Annotated in this window: 18 protein-coding genes; 4 read left to right on the top strand and 14 right to left on the bottom strand. The window is 63.3% G+C overall.

The features are described 5' to 3' along the window. From VGO12_RS17350 to VGO12_RS17325, 6 genes are all read right to left on the bottom strand, one after another. On the bottom strand, window positions 1–202 hold a 202-nt coding region (locus tag VGO12_RS17350; protein WP_414650738.1), incomplete at its 3' end, for an ABC transporter permease subunit. Between the two features lie 205 nt (window positions 203–407). Continuing rightward, window positions 408–2834: an FAD-dependent oxidoreductase gene (locus VGO12_RS17345; RefSeq protein ID WP_327513991.1), complete on the bottom strand. Its 2427-nt coding sequence runs from the start codon at window positions 2832–2834 to the stop codon at window positions 408–410. A 280-nt stretch (window positions 2835–3114) separates the two neighbouring features. Then, the gene (locus VGO12_RS17340) at window positions 3115–3669 is read right to left on the bottom strand and encodes a sarcosine oxidase subunit gamma (protein ID WP_327513990.1); all 555 of its coding nucleotides are present in this window, start codon (window positions 3667–3669) and stop codon (window positions 3115–3117) included. 10 nt (window positions 3670–3679) lie between these two features. Next, window positions 3680–6637 (bottom strand): sarcosine oxidase subunit alpha family protein, encoded by a 2958-nt coding sequence (locus VGO12_RS17335; RefSeq protein WP_327513989.1) that lies wholly within the window; start codon window positions 6635–6637, stop codon window positions 3680–3682. Beyond that, on the bottom strand, window positions 6634–6912 hold the full coding sequence (locus VGO12_RS17330) for a sarcosine oxidase subunit delta (RefSeq protein WP_327513988.1): 279 nt from the start codon (window positions 6910–6912) through the stop codon (window positions 6634–6636). Before VGO12_RS17330 ends, VGO12_RS17335 begins: the two co-directional genes overlap by 4 nt. A gap of 74 nt (window positions 6913–6986) precedes the next feature. Next, complete coding sequence (locus tag VGO12_RS17325) at window positions 6987–8237, bottom strand: sarcosine oxidase subunit beta family protein (protein ID WP_327513987.1); 1251 nt, start codon at window positions 8235–8237, stop codon at window positions 6987–6989. A 213-nt stretch (window positions 8238–8450) separates the two neighbouring features. On the opposite strand from VGO12_RS17325, the gene cysQ reads away from it, so the two are divergent. Beyond that, complete coding sequence (gene cysQ, locus VGO12_RS17320; RefSeq protein WP_327513986.1) at window positions 8451–9227, top strand: 3'(2'),5'-bisphosphate nucleotidase CysQ; 777 nt, start codon at window positions 8451–8453, stop codon at window positions 9225–9227. Window positions 9228–9258: 31 nt separating this feature from the next. On the opposite strand, the gene VGO12_RS17315 is transcribed toward cysQ, so the two are convergent. Beyond that, a complete protein-coding gene (locus VGO12_RS17315; RefSeq protein WP_327513985.1) occupies window positions 9259–9639 on the bottom strand; it encodes a response regulator in 381 nt (126 codons plus the stop codon). A 313-nt stretch (window positions 9640–9952) separates the two neighbouring features. On the opposite strand from VGO12_RS17315, the gene VGO12_RS17310 reads away from it, so the two are divergent. Further along, a complete protein-coding gene (locus tag VGO12_RS17310) occupies window positions 9953–10465 on the top strand; it encodes a DNA starvation/stationary phase protection protein (protein ID WP_327513984.1) in 513 nt (170 codons plus the stop codon). A 49-nt stretch (window positions 10466–10514) separates the two neighbouring features. Here the strand turns inward: VGO12_RS17310 and VGO12_RS17305 are convergent, their stop codons facing one another. Beyond that, a complete protein-coding gene (locus tag VGO12_RS17305) occupies window positions 10515–11270 on the bottom strand; it encodes a Crp/Fnr family transcriptional regulator (RefSeq protein WP_327513983.1) in 756 nt (251 codons plus the stop codon). A gap of 180 nt (window positions 11271–11450) precedes the next feature. On the opposite strand from VGO12_RS17305, the gene VGO12_RS17300 reads away from it, so the two are divergent. Continuing rightward, window positions 11451–12308: an SDR family NAD(P)-dependent oxidoreductase gene (locus tag VGO12_RS17300; protein ID WP_327513982.1), complete on the top strand. Its 858-nt coding sequence runs from the start codon at window positions 11451–11453 to the stop codon at window positions 12306–12308. A 92-nt stretch (window positions 12309–12400) separates the two neighbouring features. Beyond that, window positions 12401–13957: a VOC family protein gene (locus VGO12_RS17295; protein ID WP_327513981.1), complete on the top strand. Its 1557-nt coding sequence runs from the start codon at window positions 12401–12403 to the stop codon at window positions 13955–13957. Between the two features lie 108 nt (window positions 13958–14065). Here VGO12_RS17295 and VGO12_RS17290 read toward each other — a convergent pair whose 3' ends face one another. The 6 genes from VGO12_RS17290 to VGO12_RS17265 form a co-directional block, all read right to left on the bottom strand. After that, window positions 14066–14629: an NADPH-dependent FMN reductase gene (locus VGO12_RS17290; protein WP_327513980.1), complete on the bottom strand. Its 564-nt coding sequence runs from the start codon at window positions 14627–14629 to the stop codon at window positions 14066–14068. A 128-nt stretch (window positions 14630–14757) separates the two neighbouring features. After that, window positions 14758–15711 (bottom strand): ring-cleaving dioxygenase, encoded by a 954-nt coding sequence (locus VGO12_RS17285; protein ID WP_327513979.1) that lies wholly within the window; start codon window positions 15709–15711, stop codon window positions 14758–14760. A gap of 116 nt (window positions 15712–15827) precedes the next feature. Continuing rightward, window positions 15828–16607: a carbon-nitrogen hydrolase family protein gene (locus VGO12_RS17280; protein WP_327513978.1), complete on the bottom strand. Its 780-nt coding sequence runs from the start codon at window positions 16605–16607 to the stop codon at window positions 15828–15830. After that, entirely contained in the window at window positions 16604–17404 is an 801-nt protein-coding gene (locus VGO12_RS17275) for an ABC transporter permease (RefSeq protein ID WP_327513977.1), read from the bottom strand. The genes VGO12_RS17280 and VGO12_RS17275 overlap by 4 nt, the downstream gene beginning before the upstream one ends. Next, window positions 17401–18255 (bottom strand): ABC transporter permease, encoded by an 855-nt coding sequence (locus VGO12_RS17270; RefSeq protein ID WP_327513976.1) that lies wholly within the window; start codon window positions 18253–18255, stop codon window positions 17401–17403. The genes VGO12_RS17275 and VGO12_RS17270 overlap by 4 nt, the downstream gene beginning before the upstream one ends. Next, entirely contained in the window at window positions 18252–19289 is a 1038-nt protein-coding gene (locus VGO12_RS17265) for an ABC transporter ATP-binding protein (protein ID WP_327513975.1), read from the bottom strand. Before VGO12_RS17265 ends, VGO12_RS17270 begins: the two co-directional genes overlap by 4 nt. Window positions 19290–19320: the final 31 nt, after the last annotated feature.

Here is a 19320-nt window from a genome sequence, read left to right as displayed (position 1 = left end):
CGTGGGCGAAGTTGATCATGCCAATGATGCCGTAGACCATGGTATAACCGATTGCGATCATACCATAAATAGACCCAAGAGTCAGCCCATTGACGAGCTGCTGGACGAAATACTCCATCAATCTTCCCCTGGACCAGATCCTTGAAGGTCCGGTCTCTTGTTTTTTGAGCTCATTTTGAGCGTTGTGTTTGATCGATTCCATACCTCTTTCAAACGAAAAGAAAAGCTAAAAAACGCGGGATGGTCAAAATCTTCGTCGATAAAATCGATTTGGCGCTTTTAAAGCCAGAAAATTCAAAATTTCCGCAGCTTCCGCCCGTGAATTCATCAACTTTAGTCGTAAGAGCCCGGGAAATGCTGTGCCGACCTGAGCGTCCAGATGGCAGGCCGGCACAGCATTTCGCGTATCAGCTGCGCATGCGCCGCCCATCCGCGTCGAACAGGGGATTCGCCTGAAGGCGCGCCGGCAGAATCTCGCCGAGCAGTTCGATCGACCAGTTGCCATCGCTGTCGGCGATTTCCTTCGGCACATAGCCCATGGCGACCGAGACGCCGCTGGTATGCGCATAGCCGCCCGAGGTTACCCAGCCACGCACGACCCCGTCGAGATAGATCGGTTCGTCGCCGATGACATCGGCATCCTTCGCCTCGATCAGGAAGGTTCGAAGCCTGAGGGCGCCGCCGTCCTTTTTCTCTTCGATCGCCGCCGCCTTGCCGATGAAATCCGCCGCCTTGGCGGTGGCAACGAAGCGACCGAGCCCGGCCTCGACCGGCCCGTAGAGCGGTCGGTACTCGCGTGCCCAGCTGCCGAAGGATTTTTCGACGCGCAGGGCATTGAGCGCCCTGAGGCCGAACAGCCGGATGCCTGAGGCCGCCCCCTTCTCCATCAGCAGGTCGAAGAGATAACGCTGGTACTCCGGCTTCATCCAGATCTCGTAGCCGAGGTCGCCGGTGTAGCTGACGCGGCCGACGATGGCAGGCGCCATGCCGAGGTCCATCCGCCGGATGTCCATGAACGGGAACGCGGCATCGGAGACGTCGAGGTGTGTAAGGCCGGCGAGCACGTCGCGCGCTTTGGGCCCGGCGATCGACAGGCCCACCAGTTCGAGCTTAAGGGGCTTCAGCGAAACGGACCCATCATCCGGCAGATGCGCTTCGAACCAGCGCATATGGTAATCCTCGGCGATGCCGGATCCGACAAGCAGGAAGTCCCCCTCGCCGAGCTTTGCCAGCGTGAAGTCACCGATCAGCTTGCCGTCGTGCTTCAGCATCGGCGCCAGCGCCATGCGCCCGGTCGACGGAATGCGGCAGGCAAGGATCCGGTCAAGCCAGGCTTCTGCACCGCTGCCCTTGATCGCGTATTTGGCAAAGCCTGAGGTCTCCATCAGCCCGACACCCTCGCGGACAGCCCTCGCCTCGGCGCGGACCGTTTCGAAATCGGTCGAGCGCCGCCAGGAGAAGGCGTCTTCCACGCCTTCGGGCGCGAACCACAGCGGGCTTTCCAGGCCATAGGAGGCGCCGAACACCGCGCCCTCCGCCTTCAGCCGGTCGTAGATCGGCGTGGTCAACAGCGGCCTTGCCGCCGGCAATTCCTCGTTTGGATAGCGGATCGAAAACCGGCGGGAATAGTTCTCGCGCACCTTGGCATTGGTATAGGCAAGCGTCGCGAAGTCGCCATAGCGGGACACGTCCATCGCGAAAACGTCGAAGCCCGGATCGCCCTCGATCATCCAGTTGGCAAGCGCCAGTCCGACGCCGCCGCCCTGGCTGAAGCCGGCCATGACCGCGCACGCCGACCAGAAGTTCCGGAGGCCCCGCACCGGGCCGACCAGCGGATTGCCGTCAGGCGAAAAGGTGAAGGGGCCGTTGATGACCTTCCTGATGCCGGCTTTGTTGAAGGCCGGGAAGTGCCGGAAGCCGACTTCGAGTTCCGGCGAGATGCGATCGATGTCTTCGGCGAGAAGTTCATGGCCGAAGTCCCAGGGCGTGGTCACTGGCGACCAGGGCCGGCACGCCTTCTCGTAGGTGCCCATCAGCATGCCCTGACGTTCCTGGCGCAGGTAGATCTCGCCGTCGAAATCGACGCAATGCATCAGCTCCTTGCCGCGCGTCTGGTTGAATTCGATCACCTCGGGCATGTCTTCGGTGATGAGATACATATGCTCCATGGCAAGCACGGGCAGTTCCAGACCGACCATACGACCCACTTCGCGCGCCCAGAGGCCCGCCGCGTTGACGACATGTTCGGCAACGATCTCGCCCTGGTTGGTGATCACCCGCCAGTATCCGTCCTCGCGCTGCACCAGGTCCTCGACCTTGGTGTGCAGATAGATCTCCGCGCCGTTCTTCTTCGCCGACTTGGCGTAGGCATGGGTGGTGCCATAGGGATCGAGATGGCCCTCGACCGGATCGAAGACGGCGCCGACGAACTGGTCGGGGTCGAGAAGCGGCATCAGGTCATGCGCTTCCTTCGGCGTCAGAAGCTCGGCTTCAAGCCCCATGTAGCGGCCCTTGGCGAGGATCGACTTCATCCAGTCAAAGCGTTCCTTGGTGGCCGCCAGCATCATGCCCGAGGTCATGTGCAGGCCGACATCCTGGCCGGAATAGTCCTGGATCTCCTTGTAGAGTTCGACCGTGTACTTCTGCAGCTTGGCAACGTTCGGGTCACCGTTGATCGTGTGCATGCCGCCGGCCGCATGCCAGGTGGAGCCGGAAGTGAGCTCCGATCGCTCCAGCAGGACCGCATCGGTCCAACCAAACTTCGTCAGGTGATAGAGCACCGAACAACCGACGACACCACCGCCGATGACGACGACCTTGGCATGGCTTTTCATGCGTACACTCCGTCTTCCCACGTCCCCTTGAAGGCGTGGCCAAATTGTCAGGAAGAAGTTCAAGCACGGCGATCGCCCGGCTTCCTCCGCGGGAAGTCGCACCCGGCGAACATGGGAAGCCTAGTCAGAAAGTCGGCGGCGATAAAGCCACGGCTGCGAAGGGCGCTTGTCCATTTCCGCCGTTTGCTGGCGGATCGGCGACCCGTTTGCGGCATTCGATGCCGCATTTGCCGAGGAGGTCACCAAAAGGCTGGTTTTGCCCGCAATCGCGGCGCGCGCTTCAGTCGGCGAAGGCCGCCGTCAATTCGAATTCCCGTCCCATCCGCAGGAGGTCGTCGAACAGCGCTTCGGCGAAGCTGCGTTGAACGATCAGCTCGAAAACGTGCTCTTCGGTCCGCGCGAGATTGACCGGGATGTGGCCGCAAAGCGCATTGGCGCTTCCACCGAGCGAAAATCCGTCGGGATGCAGATCGACGCCGATACCCTTGGCGAGGATTCGACGGCCATTGGGTCCGGATAGGCGAAAGACGACGCGTCCGTCGCTCTGGTCAACGATGTAGGCGCCCTCGCCGCAGAGCTCCTCGATCCGCCGCACAAGCCCGCTCGGCGCTTCGGCCTCGGAAACCACAAGCCATTCGCCCGGGGCGGCGTAACGCAACGAAAGCTCGGGCTCGGACGCAATCGCTCGGGCCACTCTGTCTTCCTCGCCGGGGCGCGCGAGCACCGTGGCGACCGTTCGCCAATGGCCGACCGTCAGGTGATCGGCCATCGCAGACGTCGGAGCGGAGCGCAATTTCTGTTCCAGCGCGTGGCGGTTGTTGTAGTCGCGAACCATGACCGCCTCCTCAGGCCTTCAGCTTGTCGTTCTGCGGATCGACGAACACCGGATCGCAGACCTCGGCGATCGTCTCCTGATCGCGCAGCTTGTCGAACACCACGACCTTTTCGCCATAACGCTCACGCCCGGACTTCAGGAATGCAAGCGCAATGGTGTGCCCGAGCACCGGCGAGAAGCCGGCCGAACTCACCCAGCCCTGATCGTTCAGCGTCGAGGGCTTCGTGCCCTCCTTGAGCAGATGCGCGCCCGCGCGCATGTCCTTGTCGGCATCGACCGGCTTCAGGCCGACAAGCTGCATGCGGTCGGCGGCCGTCAGGCCATAACGGCTCGACAGTCGCTTGCCGATGAAATCGGTCTTCTGCATCGACACCATGCGTCCGAGGCCGGCATCGTCGGGCGTCACCCGACCATCAAATTCGGCGTGTGTCAGAAGCCCCTTTTCCAGGCGCAGAACGTTGAGCGCCTCCACGCCATAGGCGCAGATCTCCTGCGGGCGGCCGACCTCCATGATCTGGTCGGCGACCGCTTCGCCGTAGCCTGCCGGCACCGCCAGCTCGAAGGCGAGCTCGCCGGAAAAGGAAATACGGAAAAGCCGCGCCGAAACCCCTGTCTTCAGGACCATCTTGCGGGCGCCAAGAAATGGCAGGGCCCCGTCGGAAATGTCCTCGTCGACGAGTTGCTGCAGCACCAGGCGCGCCTTCGGCCCGGCAATCGCCATCTGCGCCCATTGGTCGGTCGAGGCGGTAAACCGGACCGCAAGTTCCGGCCAGAGCGCCTGGGCGCAATATTCCATGTGCGCCATCACGGGCCCGACCATCGCCGTCGTCGTCGTCACGAAGAAATGTTCGTCGGAAAGACGGCTCACCGTGCCATCGTCAAAGACGAAGCCGTCCTCGCGCAGCATCAGGCCATAGCGCGCCTTGCCGACCGGCAGCTTGAGAACCGGATTGCAATAGAGCCGATTGAGAAACTCAGCCGCATCCGGCCCGAAAAGTTCGATCTTGCCGAGCGTCGACACATCGCAAAGGCCGACATTCGCACGCACGTTCAGGACTTCGCGGTCGACGCTCTCGCGCCAGGTCTTTTCGCCGCCACGGGCAAACCAGGCCGAGCGGTGCCAGAGCCCCGCTTCGACAAAGGTCGCGCCGTTCTTCAACGCCCAGCCGTGCAGCGGCGACTTGCGCGCCGGCACCGCGTGTTCGTCGCGCGCCATCCCGGCGAGCGCACCAAAGGAAACCGGCGTGTAGAAGGGTCGGAATGTGGTGGTGCCGACCTCGGCCGGGCTGACGCCACGCATGCCCGCCAGGATGCCGGCGGCATTGATGTTGGAGAGCTTGCCCTGATCCGTCGCCATGCCGTTGGTGGTGTAGCGCTTGGCGTGCTCCACATGACCGAAGCCTTCGCGCACGGCCAGGCCGAGGTCCTTCGCATGCACGTCGTTCTGGAAATCGACGAAGGCTTTCGACTTTGCACCCGGCACGTACCAGAGCGCGTGAAACGATGGCGTCTCCTCGCCTTCGACCATAGGCGCGGTGTCCGCAGCACCGTCGAAGCCCAGATCAACCGCAATCGCTGCGGCCTTCGCCACGCCATCGGCGAGGCAGCCGGAAAGGGTGTAGACGCCGTTTGCCGCGCCGACGGGGCGCAGGCCATCACCGACGTCGGGTGCAACGAAGGCCTTCAATGCGTCCGACCAGGCGGGCTTTGCGCCGCGCTGGCAGGCAAGATGCACGACGGGACTGAAGCCGCCGGACATGCCGAGCGCGTCGCAGGCGATCAGTTCCTCGAAACCGGAACGCTCGACGACGATGCCCTTGAGGCGCTGCCTGCCCCTGGTATCGACGATCGAAGCCGAACGGATGACGCGGACACCGTCCGGCGCCCGGTCGTCGGCCTCGGCCCTGGCATCGACGATCGCCGCGATCGAAATGCCCTTGGCGGCAAGTGCACGCGCCGTCTGATAGCCGGCGCTGCCGCTCGTGAAGATCGCGACCTGTTTGCCAGCCGCAACACCGAAGCGTTCGGCATAGGTTGTCATCGCACCCGCCATCATCACGCCGGGGCGGTCGTTGCCGCCGAAGACGACCGGCCGCTCCTCGGCGCCGGTCGCAAGCAGCGCACGCCTGGCGACGATGCGCCAGACCCGTTCGCTCACGCGGTTCGGCGCGGGTTCGGCCACATGTTTCTGCACCCGCTCGATCGCGCCGAAGACATTGTCGTCGTACCAGCCGAACACGGTCGTGCGCGAAAGCAGCGTCACGTTGGTCAGCGACTGCAATTCGGCAACGGTGCGGTCCGCAAAGGCCGAGGCCGGTGCCCCGTCTATCGTCTCGCTGCTCGACAGCAACGCGCCGCCCGGACGAAAATCCTCGTCGGCGACGATGACCCTGAGACCGGCGCGGCCAGCGGTCAGCGCCGCCATCAGGCCGGCTGGACCCGCACCGACGACGAGCAGGTCGCAATGCGCCCACGACTTCTCATAGGCTTCAGGGTCACGCTCGAGCACCGCCCGGCCAAGGCCGGCGGCGCGGCGGATGAAGGGCTCGTAGACCCGTTCCCAGAAGGGTTTCGGCCACATGAAGGTCTTGTAGTAGAAGCCGGCGCCGAGGACCGGAGACAGGACGCCGTTGACCGCCCCGAGGTCGAAACCGAGCGACGGCCAGCGGTTCTGGCTCTTTGCCGTCAGGCCGCTATAAAGTTCGGCGACCGTTGCCTTGGTGTTTGCATCGGTGCGCGCACCCGCCCCGATGGTCACGAGCGCGTTGGGTTCGGAGGGGCCGGCGCTGACGATGCCGCGCGGCCGGTGATACTTGAAGCTGCGGCCGACGAGCAGTTGGTCATTGGCAAGCAGCGCCGAAGCGAGCGTATCTCCTGCAAAGCCCCTCAGAGGCCGGCCGTCGAAGGTGAATGAGAGCGACGTGCTGCGGTCGACGAGACCGCCGGACGAAAGACGATGGCCGGTCATCCAGCAGCCCTCCGCGCAAAGACGGCGGCATCGACGACCGAATAGACTTCGTGGCTGGCCGTGTCGCGCTCGACGACCAGGAAACGGCGACAGCCGGCGATATGATGCCAGTGCTCCTGCGTGCGCCCGCGCGGATTTTTGCGGACATAGACATAGTCGTGCCAGGCCTCGTCCGTGTCGAACGGTTCCGGACGGCTGAGCGATGCATCGCCGCGGATCGCGAACTCTTCCTTCGGTCGCACCCCGCAATGCGGGCAGGTAATCAGGCTTGCCATGGTCTTTCCGTGTCCTGAAGCCTTGGGTCGGCTTCCCGTTCGTTCCGCGCGGCCGGATCGCCGCCAGGCAGTGTTCAGTGAAGGTTGGGTTGCGGGCCGGCGCCGGCCTCGTCGACGGCATAGCCGCGCGCGAAGCGGTCGAGCCTGAGCGCGCGGGCCACCGGGTGGGTGTCGTTCCTGGCGATCAGATGGGCGAAGCAGTAGCCGGACGCCGGCGTCGCCTTGAAGCCGCCATAGCACCAGCCGCAATTCAGGTAGAGATTGTCGATCGAGGTGCGGTCGATGATCGGCGAGCCGTCCATGCTCATGTCCATGACGCCGCCCCAGGCGCGCAGCACCCTGACGCGCGACAGGCCGGGGATCATCGTCACCCCCTCCTCCATCACGTGCTCGGCCGTCGCCAGATTGCCGCGCTGGGCATAGGAGGAATAGCCGTCGATCTCGGCGCCGAAGACGAGGCCGCCCTTGTCCGATTGCGAAATGTAGAAATGCCCGCCGCCGTAGACGATCACGTGATCGATGCAGGGCTTCAGCCCCTCGGTGACGAAGGCCTGCAACACATGGCTTTCGAGCGGCAGCTTGAGGTCGGCCATCTCGCCGACGCGCGACGAATTGCCGGCTGCGGCCAGCGCCAGCTTGCCGCAGCCGATGAAGCCCCTGGTCGTCTCGACACCGGTGACGACGCCGTTTTCGCGGCGGATGCCGGTCACTTCGCAATGTTCGATGATGTCGACCCCATGCTGGTCGGCGCCGCGCGCGTAACCCCAGGCAACCGCATCGTGCCTTGCCGTGCCGCCACGGCGCTGCAACAGGCCACCGAGGATCGGATAGCGGGCGTGGTCGTAATTGAGGAAGGGGATCATCTTCTTCAACTGTTCGCGCTCGATGAGCTCGGCCGCCACGCCCTCCATCCACATCCCGTTGCCGCGACGGATATAGGCGTCGCGCTGGCCGTCGCTGTGGTAGAGCATGATGACGCCGCGCTGCGACAGCATGACGTTGTAGTTGAGGTCCTGCTCCAGCCCCTCCCAGAGCTTCATCGAGAACTCGTAGAAGGGCTCGTTGCCTGGCAGCATGTAGTTGGAGCGCACGATCGTGGTGTTGCGGCCGACATTGCCCGAGCCGAGATAGCCCTTCTCGAGAACAGCGACGTTCTTCACGCCGAATTCCTTGGCAAGATAATAGGCTGTCGCAAGACCGTGTCCGCCGCCACCGATGATGATCACGTCATAGTGCGGTTTCGGCTGCGGCTGGCGCCAGTGCGGTTTCCAATTCAGGTTTCCGGAAAGGGCATTCCTGACGAGCGAGAGAGCGGAATAACGCATGAAGGCATCCAGGTGAGTTGCGTCGGCACATTTGCACAGGCCGCAGGCGGAAGCAAAGACGCAAAGCCTCTCGCAGTTGCAAAAAACCTTGAGCGCTGCGACCCGCGCGCCACGGTCACTTGACCTTGGAAGGAATGGCCATATCAAAGGCACGGGTACATTCTTCCTCCCGATGTGCTATGGGCGTGCCGATAGACCGAGAGAACTGGGCGAATGCTGGAAACACTGCAAAAATCGGCGATAACGGCGGGTCGGGCCATTCTCGACATCTACAATGCCGGGCCGGAAATCACCTACAAGCCGGACTGTTCGCCAGTCACCGACGCCGATGCGACGGCCGAGCGCCTTATCCTTGCCGATCTCGCCGAAGCGTTCCCGGACATTCCTGTCATCGCCGAGGAAGCGGTTTCGGCCGGACACGTACCAGAGATTGCCGGCACGTCCTTCTTCCTCGTCGACCCGCTCGACGGCACTAAGGAGTTCATCAGCCGGAACGACGATTTCACCGTCAACATCGCGCTGATTACGAACGGTGCGCCGGTCGCGGGCGTCGTCTATGCGCCTGCGCTCGGCATCCTCTATGCGGCAAGCCAGGGAAAAGCGGTGAAAGCCGTGATCGACGACACCTTTCGTCTTTCGGACGAGACCGTCATCGGCTGCCGCAGTTGTGGTGATCGCATGGTGGGGCTCGCCAGCCGCTGGCACAACAGCGCCGAAACCACGGCCTATCTGAAGGAACACGGCATTTCAGACTATCGAACCGTCGGCTCGTCGCTGAAATTCTGCCTTCTCGCCGAAGGCATTGCCGACGTCTACCCGCGCTTCAGCCGCACGATGGAATGGGACACGGCCGCGGGCGACGCGATCCTTCGGGCCGCCGGCGGAGAAACGCTGATGATGGACGGCACGCCGCTTACCTACGGCAAACGCAACCAGAAAGACGACAGCGACTTCGCCAACCCCTGGTTCGTTTCGCGCGGCAAGCCGTGATCCTCTCGATCCGTACCTCGCGACACCTGCGCTATTCCGCCCCAAAACGCGTTCCGGCCGCGACGAGCTGACCGATCGATATTTCGTTGAAGGGCTTGTCGATACGGGGGATATGCCGGAGATGCACCGGGAAATCCTCCAGATCTCCGTAGCCGCTGGTGAAGCCGAACGGCAAACCGCGGGCGAGCATGGCTTCAGCAACGCCGAAACTCGTGTGATCGCCGAGACTGACATCAAGGATTGCAAAATCGAAGTCGTGCAGGGCCAGAAGTTCCATTGCCTGGTTCGCATTCGTGACAATCGTCACCTTGGGTACTCCGAGCGAGGCGAGAATTTCTTCAACGTCCATGGCGATGATAAAATTGTCCTCGAGTACGAGAACCGTCCGGACAGACGGTGGAAACTCGGCCATACCATGCGCTCCATCTTTGACGTGGGGTGACGATGCCCTGATTGCCTCGACCGTTTCACTTGAACCATGAAACGATCCGCTCGGGGTGGCACGGGTTCGAAGAGAAACCGTTTCACGCCTCCCGATGGTGCTCGTCGGTCAACTCACCGACTTTACGTCCCGTCGCCCCCTCCTGGCATTTAAAAAAGACATGTGAAGCGCCTCGCATTTCAATCGGAACAACTGCTTCCCCGCGGCGTTCAACAAGGAGCGCCGGACACTGCGCCGGTCGCCATCGCTCGACGTTTTCAAAGACAGAACTGGAGCCGGAGACATGAAACAGACAGCCGCCGTGCTGAAACCCAAGGTCAAGGACGAGGAATTCGATATCGGCCTGACGAAGGCCTACCGCCAGCAGATGGCAACAGCGCTTTCGGATATTCTCGCCGACACCTACAAGCTGGTGATCAAGAGCCACATCTATCACTGGAACGTGGTCGGCCCGCTGTTCAAGCCGCTGCATGAACTGACCGAAGAACACTACAACGCGCTGTTCAAGGCGACCGACATCATCGCCGAACGGATCCGCGCGCTTGGCCATCTCGCTCCGGCCAAGCTTGCAGAAGCCAAGACGTTCGCGCCGAGTGCCGCGTCGGTCAACCACACCTCCGCAGCCGACATGGTGGCCGATCTGATCGTCGATCATGAAGCGGCGGCACGCCACCTGCGCGATGCCGGCACCAAGGCCGACGACAATGGCGATCTGGTGACGACCGACATGCTGACCGAACGCCTCGACTTCCACGAGAAGGCCCTGTGGATGCTGCGGGCGATTGTCGCCGCGTGAGCAGAGGAACAGAGGACGCCGATGCGGCTGCATCGGCGTCCTCACTGCCTCAAATGTAAGGCCGTTTCGGCTCTTTCAGCCCTTCCCAGCCCGATATCGCCAGCAAGCCGTCGATATCGCGCACGTTGCAGCCCTTGTCGGCCCAACGGATCAATCCCCGCTCTGCGAGCTTTTTCAAAGTCTTGTTGGTGTGAACGATCGAAAGGCCCAGCGTATCGGCGACATGCTGCTGGGTGACGGGAATGGCGACCCGGCTGTTGCCGAAAAGATCAAGCACTTCCGCTCTCTGGTAGAGAAAGGCGAGCAGATAGGCGGCCCGCTCGAGCGCCGAGCGACGACCGATGCTGAGAAGGTTCTCGTCGAGGATTCGCTCCTCGCGCGCGGCGATCCAGGTGAGGTCGTAGGCAAGTTCGGGGTAGCTCGCAAACAGTCGGTTGAGCTTGCCACGCTCGAAGACACACAATGTCACCGGTGACAGCGCCTCGATGGAATGCTGCATCTCGCCCATGAGGCTGCCCTGCAGACCGATCAGGTCGCCAGGCATGATGTAGTTCAGGATCTGGCGGCGACCGTCGTCCAGCATCTTGTAGCGAAACCCCCAACCGGTCAGCACGGTGAAGAGGTGCGCGCTATGAGCGCCCTCGACCAGGATGGTCGCGCCGCTGTCGACGGCAAGCTCACCGGTCTTGAATTGCGATACGAACGCCAGCTCCTCGTTGGTAAAGGCGCGAAAATGGTCCAGCTTGCGCAAGGGACAGTTCTCGCACGGGGTGCGCTTTTCATTCCGGGTCGCTGTTTCGTTCATCGTTCCGTCCGCAGGATCCATTCGGTCGTCCAAAACTGCAAGTAGCGCCGACGCTTCGCGCGACAAGGGACGGTCTTGAAAACAAACGGATTTTCGCACGCCTCGAGCCTGCGGTGGCGATGGACAGGGGCCCTCCCGCGCCCTATCTCTTGCACGCGATCCCGCCACAGGAGTTCCGTCATGTCCCATCCTGCCTTCGCCCCAGATGCTCTCGCCGTCGTCACCGGTGCTGCCTCCGGCATCGGCCTTGCCGCCGCGCGCCGCTTCGCCTCCCTCGGAATGCGCGTCGTGCTTGCCGACCTTGCGGGCGACAAGCTCGACAAGGCAGTGGCCGAAGTCGCGGCGCTGTCGGCCGCGGGCACGGCGTCCGTCGCGGCGATCGCGACCGACGTCTCGCGCATCGACCAGATCGAAGCGCTCGAACGTACGGCGCGCGAGCGCTTCGGCGACGTGCACGTGCTGATGAACAACGCCGGCATCCAGCCGGGCAGCGCGATCTTGGGTCCGCTTGCCGCCTGGGAGGCGACGCTCGGGGTCAATCTCTGGGGCGTCATCAACGGGTCACGGGTTTTCGCGTCCGGAATGATCGCCCACGGCAAGCCGGCGGTCATCATCAACACCGGCTCGAAACAGGGCATCACCACGCCGCCGGGCGACCCGGCCTACAATGTCTCCAAGGCCGGCGTGAAGGTCTTTACCGAGGCGCTCGAACACGAGTTGCGCAATACGGCCGGAAGCCAGGTTCACGCCCATCTGCTGATCCCCGGTTTCGTCTATACCGGGCTGACGTCCGGTGGCCGCAGTGAAAAGCCTGATGGCGCCTGGACCTCGGAACAGACGATCGAGTTCATGATGGAAAGCCTGGCGCGCGGCGATTTCTACATCCTTTGCCCGGACAACGACGTGCCGCGTGCGACCGACGAGCGACGCATCCTCTGGGCCGCCGGCGATATCGTCGAGAACCGCCCGCCGCTGTCGCGCTGGCATCCCAAATATGGCGACGCTTTCAAGGCGTTCCTTGAACAGGATCGCGACTGATCTCCGCACGCAAACACAGCGTTCTCGCCAGCGCTTCTGGCGCCGGCGCGGCGCATCGTGTTTTGTGGAGGCAAATCAATGAGGAAATGACGATGACGAGCGGCATCCACCACATCACCCTGATTGCCCGGAAGGTGCAGGCAAACGTCGATTTCTATGTCGGCTTCCTTGGCATGCGGCTCATCAAGCGCACCGGAGGCTATGAGGACGCCAATCAGTTGCACCTCTTTTACGGCGACGCCGAAGGTTCACCCGGTTCGCTCGTCACCTTCCTGATGTGGGAGGATGGCGGACGCGGACGCGTCGGCCACGGCCAGCCGAGCGAGATCTCTTTCGCCATCCGCCCGGAGAGCATCGGCTTCTGGCTGACGCGAGCACTGCAGTACAACATCGCGACGTCAGGGCCGTCGCAGGAATTCGGCGAACCGGTGCTGCGCCTCAAGGACCCGGACGGCGTCATCGTCAAGCTGGTCGGTACCGAAGCGGTGCAAGCGGCAGCCCCCTGGAGCACCCGCGATATCCCTGAGGAAGACGCGATCCGGCGCCTCCGCGGTGCGACGCTCCTCACTGAAAAGCCTGAGGATTCCGTCCGTTTCCTCACATCGCATTTCGGTTATGCCGAGACCGGTAGCACCGACACGATCCGCCGCCTCGTCTCGGCCTCCGGCGACATCATCGACGTGCGCAATGCGACCGGATTCTGGACTTCGGCGCCCGGCACCGGAACCATCGACCATATCGCCTTCCGCGCGCCTGACCGGGCCGCCGTCGAACGGGTACGCGACGATCTGCAACGCGATGGCGCCGGCGAGATCAACGCCCACGACCGCAAGTATTTCTTTTCGCTCTATGTGCGCGAACCCGGCGGCTCGCTTTACGAACTCGCGAGCGACGGCCCTGGCTTTGCCATCGACGAGCCGAAGGAAACGCTCGGCACCGAACTCTTCGTTCCCGCGCATTTCAGCGCCGCGAGAGAAGAAATGCTGCTCGCCATGCCGCAGTTCGCGCTGCCGGGCGAGCCGCGGCTGACGGAACGCGACCTGCCCTTCGTGCACCGCTTTTACCATCCCGAGACGCTGGATGACCGCACCTTCATGCTGCTGCACGGCAGCGGTGCCAACGAAACGCAGCTTCTCCACCTCGCCCACCAGGTCGACCGGCAGGCAACGCTCGTCGGCATTCGCGGCCGGTCGAACGAGGAAGGAACGCCACGCTGGTTCCGCCGCTATTCGCCGACCACCTTCGACCAGAGGGACGTCCGGTCAGAAGCCGAAGCCTTCGCCGCCTTTGTCGAGGGCGCCCGCGACGGCTACCGCATCGATCTCGAGAAGACCGTCTTCATCGGCTATTCCAACGGCGCCAACCTCTTGGTGGCGGTGATGCTGCTGCATCCCGGGCTGCTCCGCAATGTCGTCTTGATGCGCTCGATGCTCGTGCTCGACGACATGCCGCCGCCTGATCTCTCCGGCACGAACGTGCTGCTTCTGACGGGCCAGCACGACAGCTATGGCGATTTCGCGCCGCGCCTTGAGGCGGAGCTTTCCCGCACCGGCGCCGATCTGAAAGCGGTCGAGCTGGACATGGGCCACGAGATCGGCGCGCCGGATATTGCGGCCGTTCAGCAGTGGCTGGTGGAAAAAGGCCTTTGAGCGGCAGCCGGACGTTCCGTTTCCCCTGCTCAGTCATGCCCGGGCTTGACCCGAGCATGAGCTATGCCAGTTGGCAGCTGCCGCTGCAGGGTCACTCGACGCGTCGAATCAAACGGCCTTCGCCGCTTTGGCATGATCCGCAAACGCCTTGACGAAAGCCGCAAGCCGGTCGTGCGCGGCCTCGTCCTTGAGCTTGCCCTCGGCATCGAACAACGTATCGGCCTTGGGCAACATCAATCGCTTGCCGGACCAGAGTTCGGCGCCGAGCGTGTGCATGACCGGTAGCCAGGCGTTCTGGCTGAGGATGGTGCCGAAATTGCCGGGCGATGTGCCGGCAAGAGTGAAAGGTCGGCCACGAAACACCCTGGCGATATCGGCCGACGGCCGGCTCAGCCAGTCGATGGCGTTCTTGAACACGCCGGGGATCGAATTGTTGTACTCGGGCGTGAACAGGATGACGCCATCGGCGGCGATCACCTTTTGCTTGAGCACCGTCACCGCCTCCGGGATGCCGCCCTCGGCCTCGAGGTCACCGTCATAAAGCGGAATGCCGTGCAGGGTCGCGGTCTCGAATTCTATACCGTCTGGCACACCGACTGCTGCCGCCCGCATCAGTCCGGTGTTGAACGACGCCTTGCGCAGACTGCCGGATATGCCGAGAATTCTTGTCATTGCAACTGATCCCTTCAATGCGTCTGCCTTATGCATAAGGCCATCATCATGGCTCCGCGCCTATATTCAAACGGGATCAGCAAGATAAAACGAAAGAAGCCGGGGAAATCCCCGGCTTCTTTGTCGTGTTACTTCAACGGCTTCAGCCTTGCCTCGATCTGGGCCCGCTTGGGCTCCAGGAACGGCGGCAGCGACAGGCTTTCGCCGAGCGTCTCCATCGGCTCGTCGACCGCAAAACCGGGACCGTCGGTCGCGATCTCGAACAGCACGCCGTTCGGCTCGCGGAAATAGAGCGAGCGGAAGTAGTAACGCTCGACCTCGCCGCTCGATGGCAGGCGGAAGCCGTTCAGCCGCTCGGTCCATTCCGTCAGTGCCGCATTATCCGGCGCCCGGAAGGCGACGTGGTGAACGGCACCAGCGCCCTGCCGGGCGATTGGCAGACCCGGCTGGACCGCAACATGCAGTTCGGCAGCAGGCCCGCCTTCGCCCATGGTGAAGACATGCACTTCGCCCTCACCATCCGGCGATGGATAGGTGCGTGCCTTGCTCATGGTCATGACATGCGTCAGGACGAGCTCGGTGTTGGTGATATCGGGCACGCTGATCGTGATCGGACCGAGGCCCTTGATCTGGTGTTCGCTCGCAACCGGGCTTTTCTCCCACGGGTGCGAAGGCTCAAGTCCGCCATCATCGATCAGCCGGAAGCGCTGGCCCTCGCCGTCCTCGAAGTCGAGCGAGATGCGGCCGTCGATCTCGACGACCTCACCCGCCGTAACCTTGAGATCGGCAAAGCGCTGTTTCCACCAGCCCACGCTCTGAGCACTGCCGACCCGAAGGCCCGTGCGCGAAATGCTGTGGGTGCCGCGACCTTCACGCCCGACCGGCCAGTCGAAGAAGGTCAGGTCCGTTCCGGGCGTGGCTCGACCGTCAGCGTAGAAAAGATGGTAAGCGGTGGTGTCATCCTGGTTGACGGTCTTCTTGACCAGCCGCAGCCCGAGCACTTCGGTGTAGAAGCGCAGGTTTTCCGGCGCGTTGGCGGTGATCGCCGTCAGGTGATGGATCCCAGTCAGTTGCAAGCTCATGATTGCCTCCAATGCGTTGGCATTGCTGTTGGGCACAATATGGGATGCCGCATCGTTTCCGACAGGGGACCAATCAAGAACGGAATGTTCTCGCGGAGCGACCAATCGGCGCGCGCTTAGCGCCGATTGAGATCGCCGAGATAGGTGTTTTCAAGGCGCGAGATGGCATAAGCCTGAGGATCGATATCCACGATGAGCAAGGCTTCCTGCCCTGCCCCGGCCTTGGCGAGCAATTGGCCATCAGGTGCCGCAATGCGCGACAGGCCGGCAAAGGAGAACAGCGGATCCGAGCCGTGATGGTTGATATAGGCGACGAACACCTGGTTTTCGAAGGCGCGCGTCTGGATCATGTGCTCGGCGATGAAATCGCCGGACCAGCCGGCCGGCAGCGCCGTCGGCACCAGCACGGCCTCGGCGCCTGCAAGCGCCAGCCGCCGCACGTTTTCCGGAAATTCGACGTCGTAGCAGATCAGCATTCCGCAGGTGACGCCTCGGTGCACGAAGAGCCGGGTCGACGTTTCCGGTCTCTTGAAGATCGCGCGCTCGTAGTCGCCATAGAGATGGGACTTGCGGTAGACGACCGGCGTCGCCTCGCCGTCGACATAGACGGCGCTGTTGTAGACGTCCTTGCCGTCGCGCTCGGCAAAGCCGGCGATAACAGCGACGCCGGTCTCAAGCGAAATCGCCTTGAGACGCTGGACGATCGCACCGTCCGGCGCCTCGGCAAGCGCCGTCAGCGCCTCGCCGGCGCCGTAGCCGGTGATGCCGAGCTCGGGCGTCAGCAAGAGTGTCGCGCCTTCTGCCGCAGCCTCCTTGGCGGCGCGCGCGATCCGGTCGAGATTGGCGGCGGTATCACCCGCCGCCGATTGCATCTGGAAAGCTGCAAGCTTCATCATTTTCCATCCGACGACATGGCGCCGAGCAGCTTCGGCAGGTCGCCGAAGCGGGCGACGAGACCGAAGATCACCGCAGCCGTCGTGACGAAGAGGATCGTCACCGACGCCATGGTCGGCGTGTAGCCGTAGCGCAGCGCATTGAAGATCTTGATCGGCAGGGTTTCGACGGTGAAACCGACCGTCATGTAGGCGACGATGTATTCGTTGAGCGACAGCACGAAGGCGAAGGCATAGCCCGACACGATATAGGGCAAGATCAGCGGCAGCACGACGGTGCGGAAGATCGTGCGCTCGTCGGCCCCCATGGTCGATGCCGCCTCGACCAGCGAGCGGTCGATGGAGGTGAAGCCGAGCGACAGCGTCACCAGCGGCAGCGTCACGAAGAAGATCGCGTGGCTGACGACCGCCGTCCAGGGCTGGCCGTAAAAGCCGACCGTCGCCCAGAAGGTGAGCATGCCCAGCGCGGTAATGACCGGCGGCAGCGTGAAGGGTGCGACGCCGAGCACCTGGAAGATGTTCGCCCAGGGGGCGATGCGGCGCCACAGGAACCAGGAGAGCGGCAGCGCGATCGCCACCGCAAGCGCAGCCGACAGCACCGCCAGCGTCACCGAGGCGAAGAGCGCGTTGCGCCATTCCGGATTGAGGAAGATCTCGCCATACCAGGAGAGCGAGAAGCCCTGTGGCGGAAAGGCGAGCGTCTGCTTCTGGTTGACTGAGACGCCGGCGACGACGATCAGCGGCAGCGACAGAAAGAGGCCTATCAGGAAGAAATAAGCCTTGCGGAAGATCGAGGTCATGCCGCTTCTCCCTTGCGTCCGGCAATCACGGTGAGCGCCACGAGGCCGAGCGTCACCAGCACGAGGAACACGGCCATGGCGGCGGCGAAAGGCATGTTCGACTGGTATATTGCCTGGTCGGTAATCAGCACCGACAGCGTCCAGTGCTGTGGCCGGCCGAGAAGCTGCGGCAACAGGTAGGAGCCGAGCGCGAAGATGAAGACCATGATCAAGGTCGCGGTAATCGTGTTGCGCAGCGCCGGCACGACCACGGTGAAGAACGCTTTCAGCGGCGAGGCGCCGAGCGTGCGGGCGGCTTCCGTCAGTGTCGGGTCGAGACGGACGAGCGCCGGGAAGAGCACCAGCACCGTATAGGGGAAAGCCTGGTAGACCATGCCGGTCAGAACCGCGCCGAAGCTGGGCGTCAGGGCCTTGGCCTGCTCCATGATGCCGAGCGCGACGAGAATGTTGGTGATCCCCGCCGTGCGCGAAAACAGCGTCGACCAGGCAAAGCCGATGATGACTTCAGACAGCGACAGGATCGACAGCAGCGCCACCAGCCAGACGACCTGAACCTTCCGCGCCATGCGCGTCAGCATGTAGGTGAAGGGCAAGGCGAGCACGACGCAGCAGATGGCCACGATGACAGCCAGCATCAGCGAGAAGCCGAGCACGCCGCCGAAAAAGACCGAGAGGAAGCGCTCATAGTTGTCGAAGACGAAGGCCGGCGTATAGAAGCCGCCCTGCTGGCGCTGGAAGAAGCTGACGGCGATCATCGTGCCGAAGGGCACGACGAAGAAGATCGTCAGCATTGCTGCGGGAAAGAGGAGCGGCAGATAGTCGCCGAGGGTCTGGGGCGGTTCGCGTCTCATTTCTTCAGCACCACGCAGACATCGGGGGTGAGCGCGATGCCGACCTCCTGGCCGACCGAGACGTCGGGCCGGGCGCGCGGTGTGGAGACGGCGACGATCTGGCGGCCCGAAATGTCAACGAAGGTTTCGATCGTGCCGCCGAGATCGCGCACGAAAGTGACCTTGCCGGTGAGCGCACCGGCGCCGGGAGCGGTCAGGTGCACGTCTTCGGGGCGAACCGAGAGCGTGCCCTTGTTGGCGCCCGCTGGCAGGCTGAGGCCGGGCACGATCTGGCCGAGCACCTCGGCGCGGCCGGCGCTGTCGGCGGCAACCTCGAGCAAATTGGTCTGGCCGATGAAGTCGGCGACGAAGCTGTCGGCCGGGCGGCGATAGATCTCGATCGGCGAAGCGGCCTGGCGGATTTCGCCGCCGCTCATGACGACGACGGTATCGGCCATGGTCATAGCTTCGCGCTGGTCGTGGGTGACGACGATGGTGGTGATGCCGAGCTTCTGCTGCAATTGCCGCAGCTCCACCTGCATCGCTTCGCGCAGCTTGGCGTCGAGCGCCGACAGCGGCTCGTCGAGCAGGAAGAGTTTCGGCGAGATCGACAGCGCCCGGGCAATCGCCACGCGCTGGCGCTGGCCGCCGGAGAGCTTGGCGACCGGGCGGTCGGCATAGCCGGTGAGATGGATCATCGACAGCAGTTCGTCGACGCGCTTCCTCTGGTCTTCCTTGGCGACCCCGCGGATGCGCAGCGGATAGGCGATGTTTTCGCCGACGGTCAGGTGCGGAAACAGCGCCAGGGACTGGAACACCATGCCGAGATTGCGCTTGTGCGTCGGCACACGGGTGATGTCCTCGCCGTCGAGCCGGATCGCCCCACCGGTCGGCAGGTCAAGGCCGGCGATCATGCGAAGCAGCGTGGTCTTGCCGCAGCCGGACGGTCCGAGCATGCAGACGAAGGTTCCGTGTGGCACGGTCAGGTCGACATTGTTGACGGCCCTGAAGGCTCCGAATTCCTTGACGACGTTTTGAAGGGCAAGTCCGGACATTGTGTCTCCGCGAGGATGGTCCCCTCCGCCT

The organism is Ensifer sp., assembly GCF_035999135.1.
Taxonomy (GTDB): Bacteria; Pseudomonadota; Alphaproteobacteria; order Rhizobiales; family Rhizobiaceae; genus Ensifer.
This window is presented reverse-complemented; position numbering and strand designations above follow the sequence as displayed.

What these genes read in the sequence shown, in the direction of transcription:
- VGO12_RS17330 (WP_327513988.1), bottom strand. Translation starts at nt 6,912, where the DNA reads ATGGCAAGCCTGATTACCTGCCCGCATTGCGGGGTGCGACCGAAGGAA.
- VGO12_RS17275 (WP_327513977.1), bottom strand. Translation starts at nt 17,404, where the DNA reads ATGACCTCGATCTTCCGCAAGGCTTATTTCTTCCTGATAGGCCTCTTT.
- cysQ (WP_327513986.1), top strand. Translation starts at nt 8,451, where the DNA reads ATGCTGGAAACACTGCAAAAATCGGCGATAACGGCGGGTCGGGCCATT.
- VGO12_RS17325 (WP_327513987.1), bottom strand. Translation starts at nt 8,237, where the DNA reads ATGCGTTATTCCGCTCTCTCGCTCGTCAGGAATGCCCTTTCCGGAAAC.
- VGO12_RS17280 (WP_327513978.1), bottom strand. Translation starts at nt 16,607, where the DNA reads ATGATGAAGCTTGCAGCTTTCCAGATGCAATCGGCGGCGGGTGATACC.
- VGO12_RS17315 (WP_327513985.1), bottom strand. Translation starts at nt 9,639, where the DNA reads ATGGCCGAGTTTCCACCGTCTGTCCGGACGGTTCTCGTACTCGAGGAC.
- VGO12_RS17290 (WP_327513980.1), bottom strand. Translation starts at nt 14,629, where the DNA reads ATGACAAGAATTCTCGGCATATCCGGCAGTCTGCGCAAGGCGTCGTTC.
- VGO12_RS17295 (WP_327513981.1), top strand. Translation starts at nt 12,401, where the DNA reads ATGACGAGCGGCATCCACCACATCACCCTGATTGCCCGGAAGGTGCAG.
- VGO12_RS17270 (WP_327513976.1), bottom strand. Translation starts at nt 18,255, where the DNA reads ATGAGACGCGAACCGCCCCAGACCCTCGGCGACTATCTGCCGCTCCTC.
- VGO12_RS17345 (WP_327513991.1), bottom strand. Translation starts at nt 2,834, where the DNA reads ATGAAAAGCCATGCCAAGGTCGTCGTCATCGGCGGTGGTGTCGTCGGT.
- VGO12_RS17310 (WP_327513984.1), top strand. Translation starts at nt 9,953, where the DNA reads ATGAAACAGACAGCCGCCGTGCTGAAACCCAAGGTCAAGGACGAGGAA.
- VGO12_RS17305 (WP_327513983.1), bottom strand. Translation starts at nt 11,270, where the DNA reads ATGAACGAAACAGCGACCCGGAATGAAAAGCGCACCCCGTGCGAGAAC.
- VGO12_RS17265 (WP_327513975.1), bottom strand. Translation starts at nt 19,289, where the DNA reads ATGTCCGGACTTGCCCTTCAAAACGTCGTCAAGGAATTCGGAGCCTTC.
- VGO12_RS17300 (WP_327513982.1), top strand. Translation starts at nt 11,451, where the DNA reads ATGTCCCATCCTGCCTTCGCCCCAGATGCTCTCGCCGTCGTCACCGGT.
- VGO12_RS17285 (WP_327513979.1), bottom strand. Translation starts at nt 15,711, where the DNA reads ATGAGCTTGCAACTGACTGGGATCCATCACCTGACGGCGATCACCGCC.
- VGO12_RS17335 (WP_327513989.1), bottom strand. Translation starts at nt 6,637, where the DNA reads ATGACCGGCCATCGTCTTTCGTCCGGCGGTCTCGTCGACCGCAGCACG.
- VGO12_RS17340 (WP_327513990.1), bottom strand. Translation starts at nt 3,669, where the DNA reads ATGGTTCGCGACTACAACAACCGCCACGCGCTGGAACAGAAATTGCGC.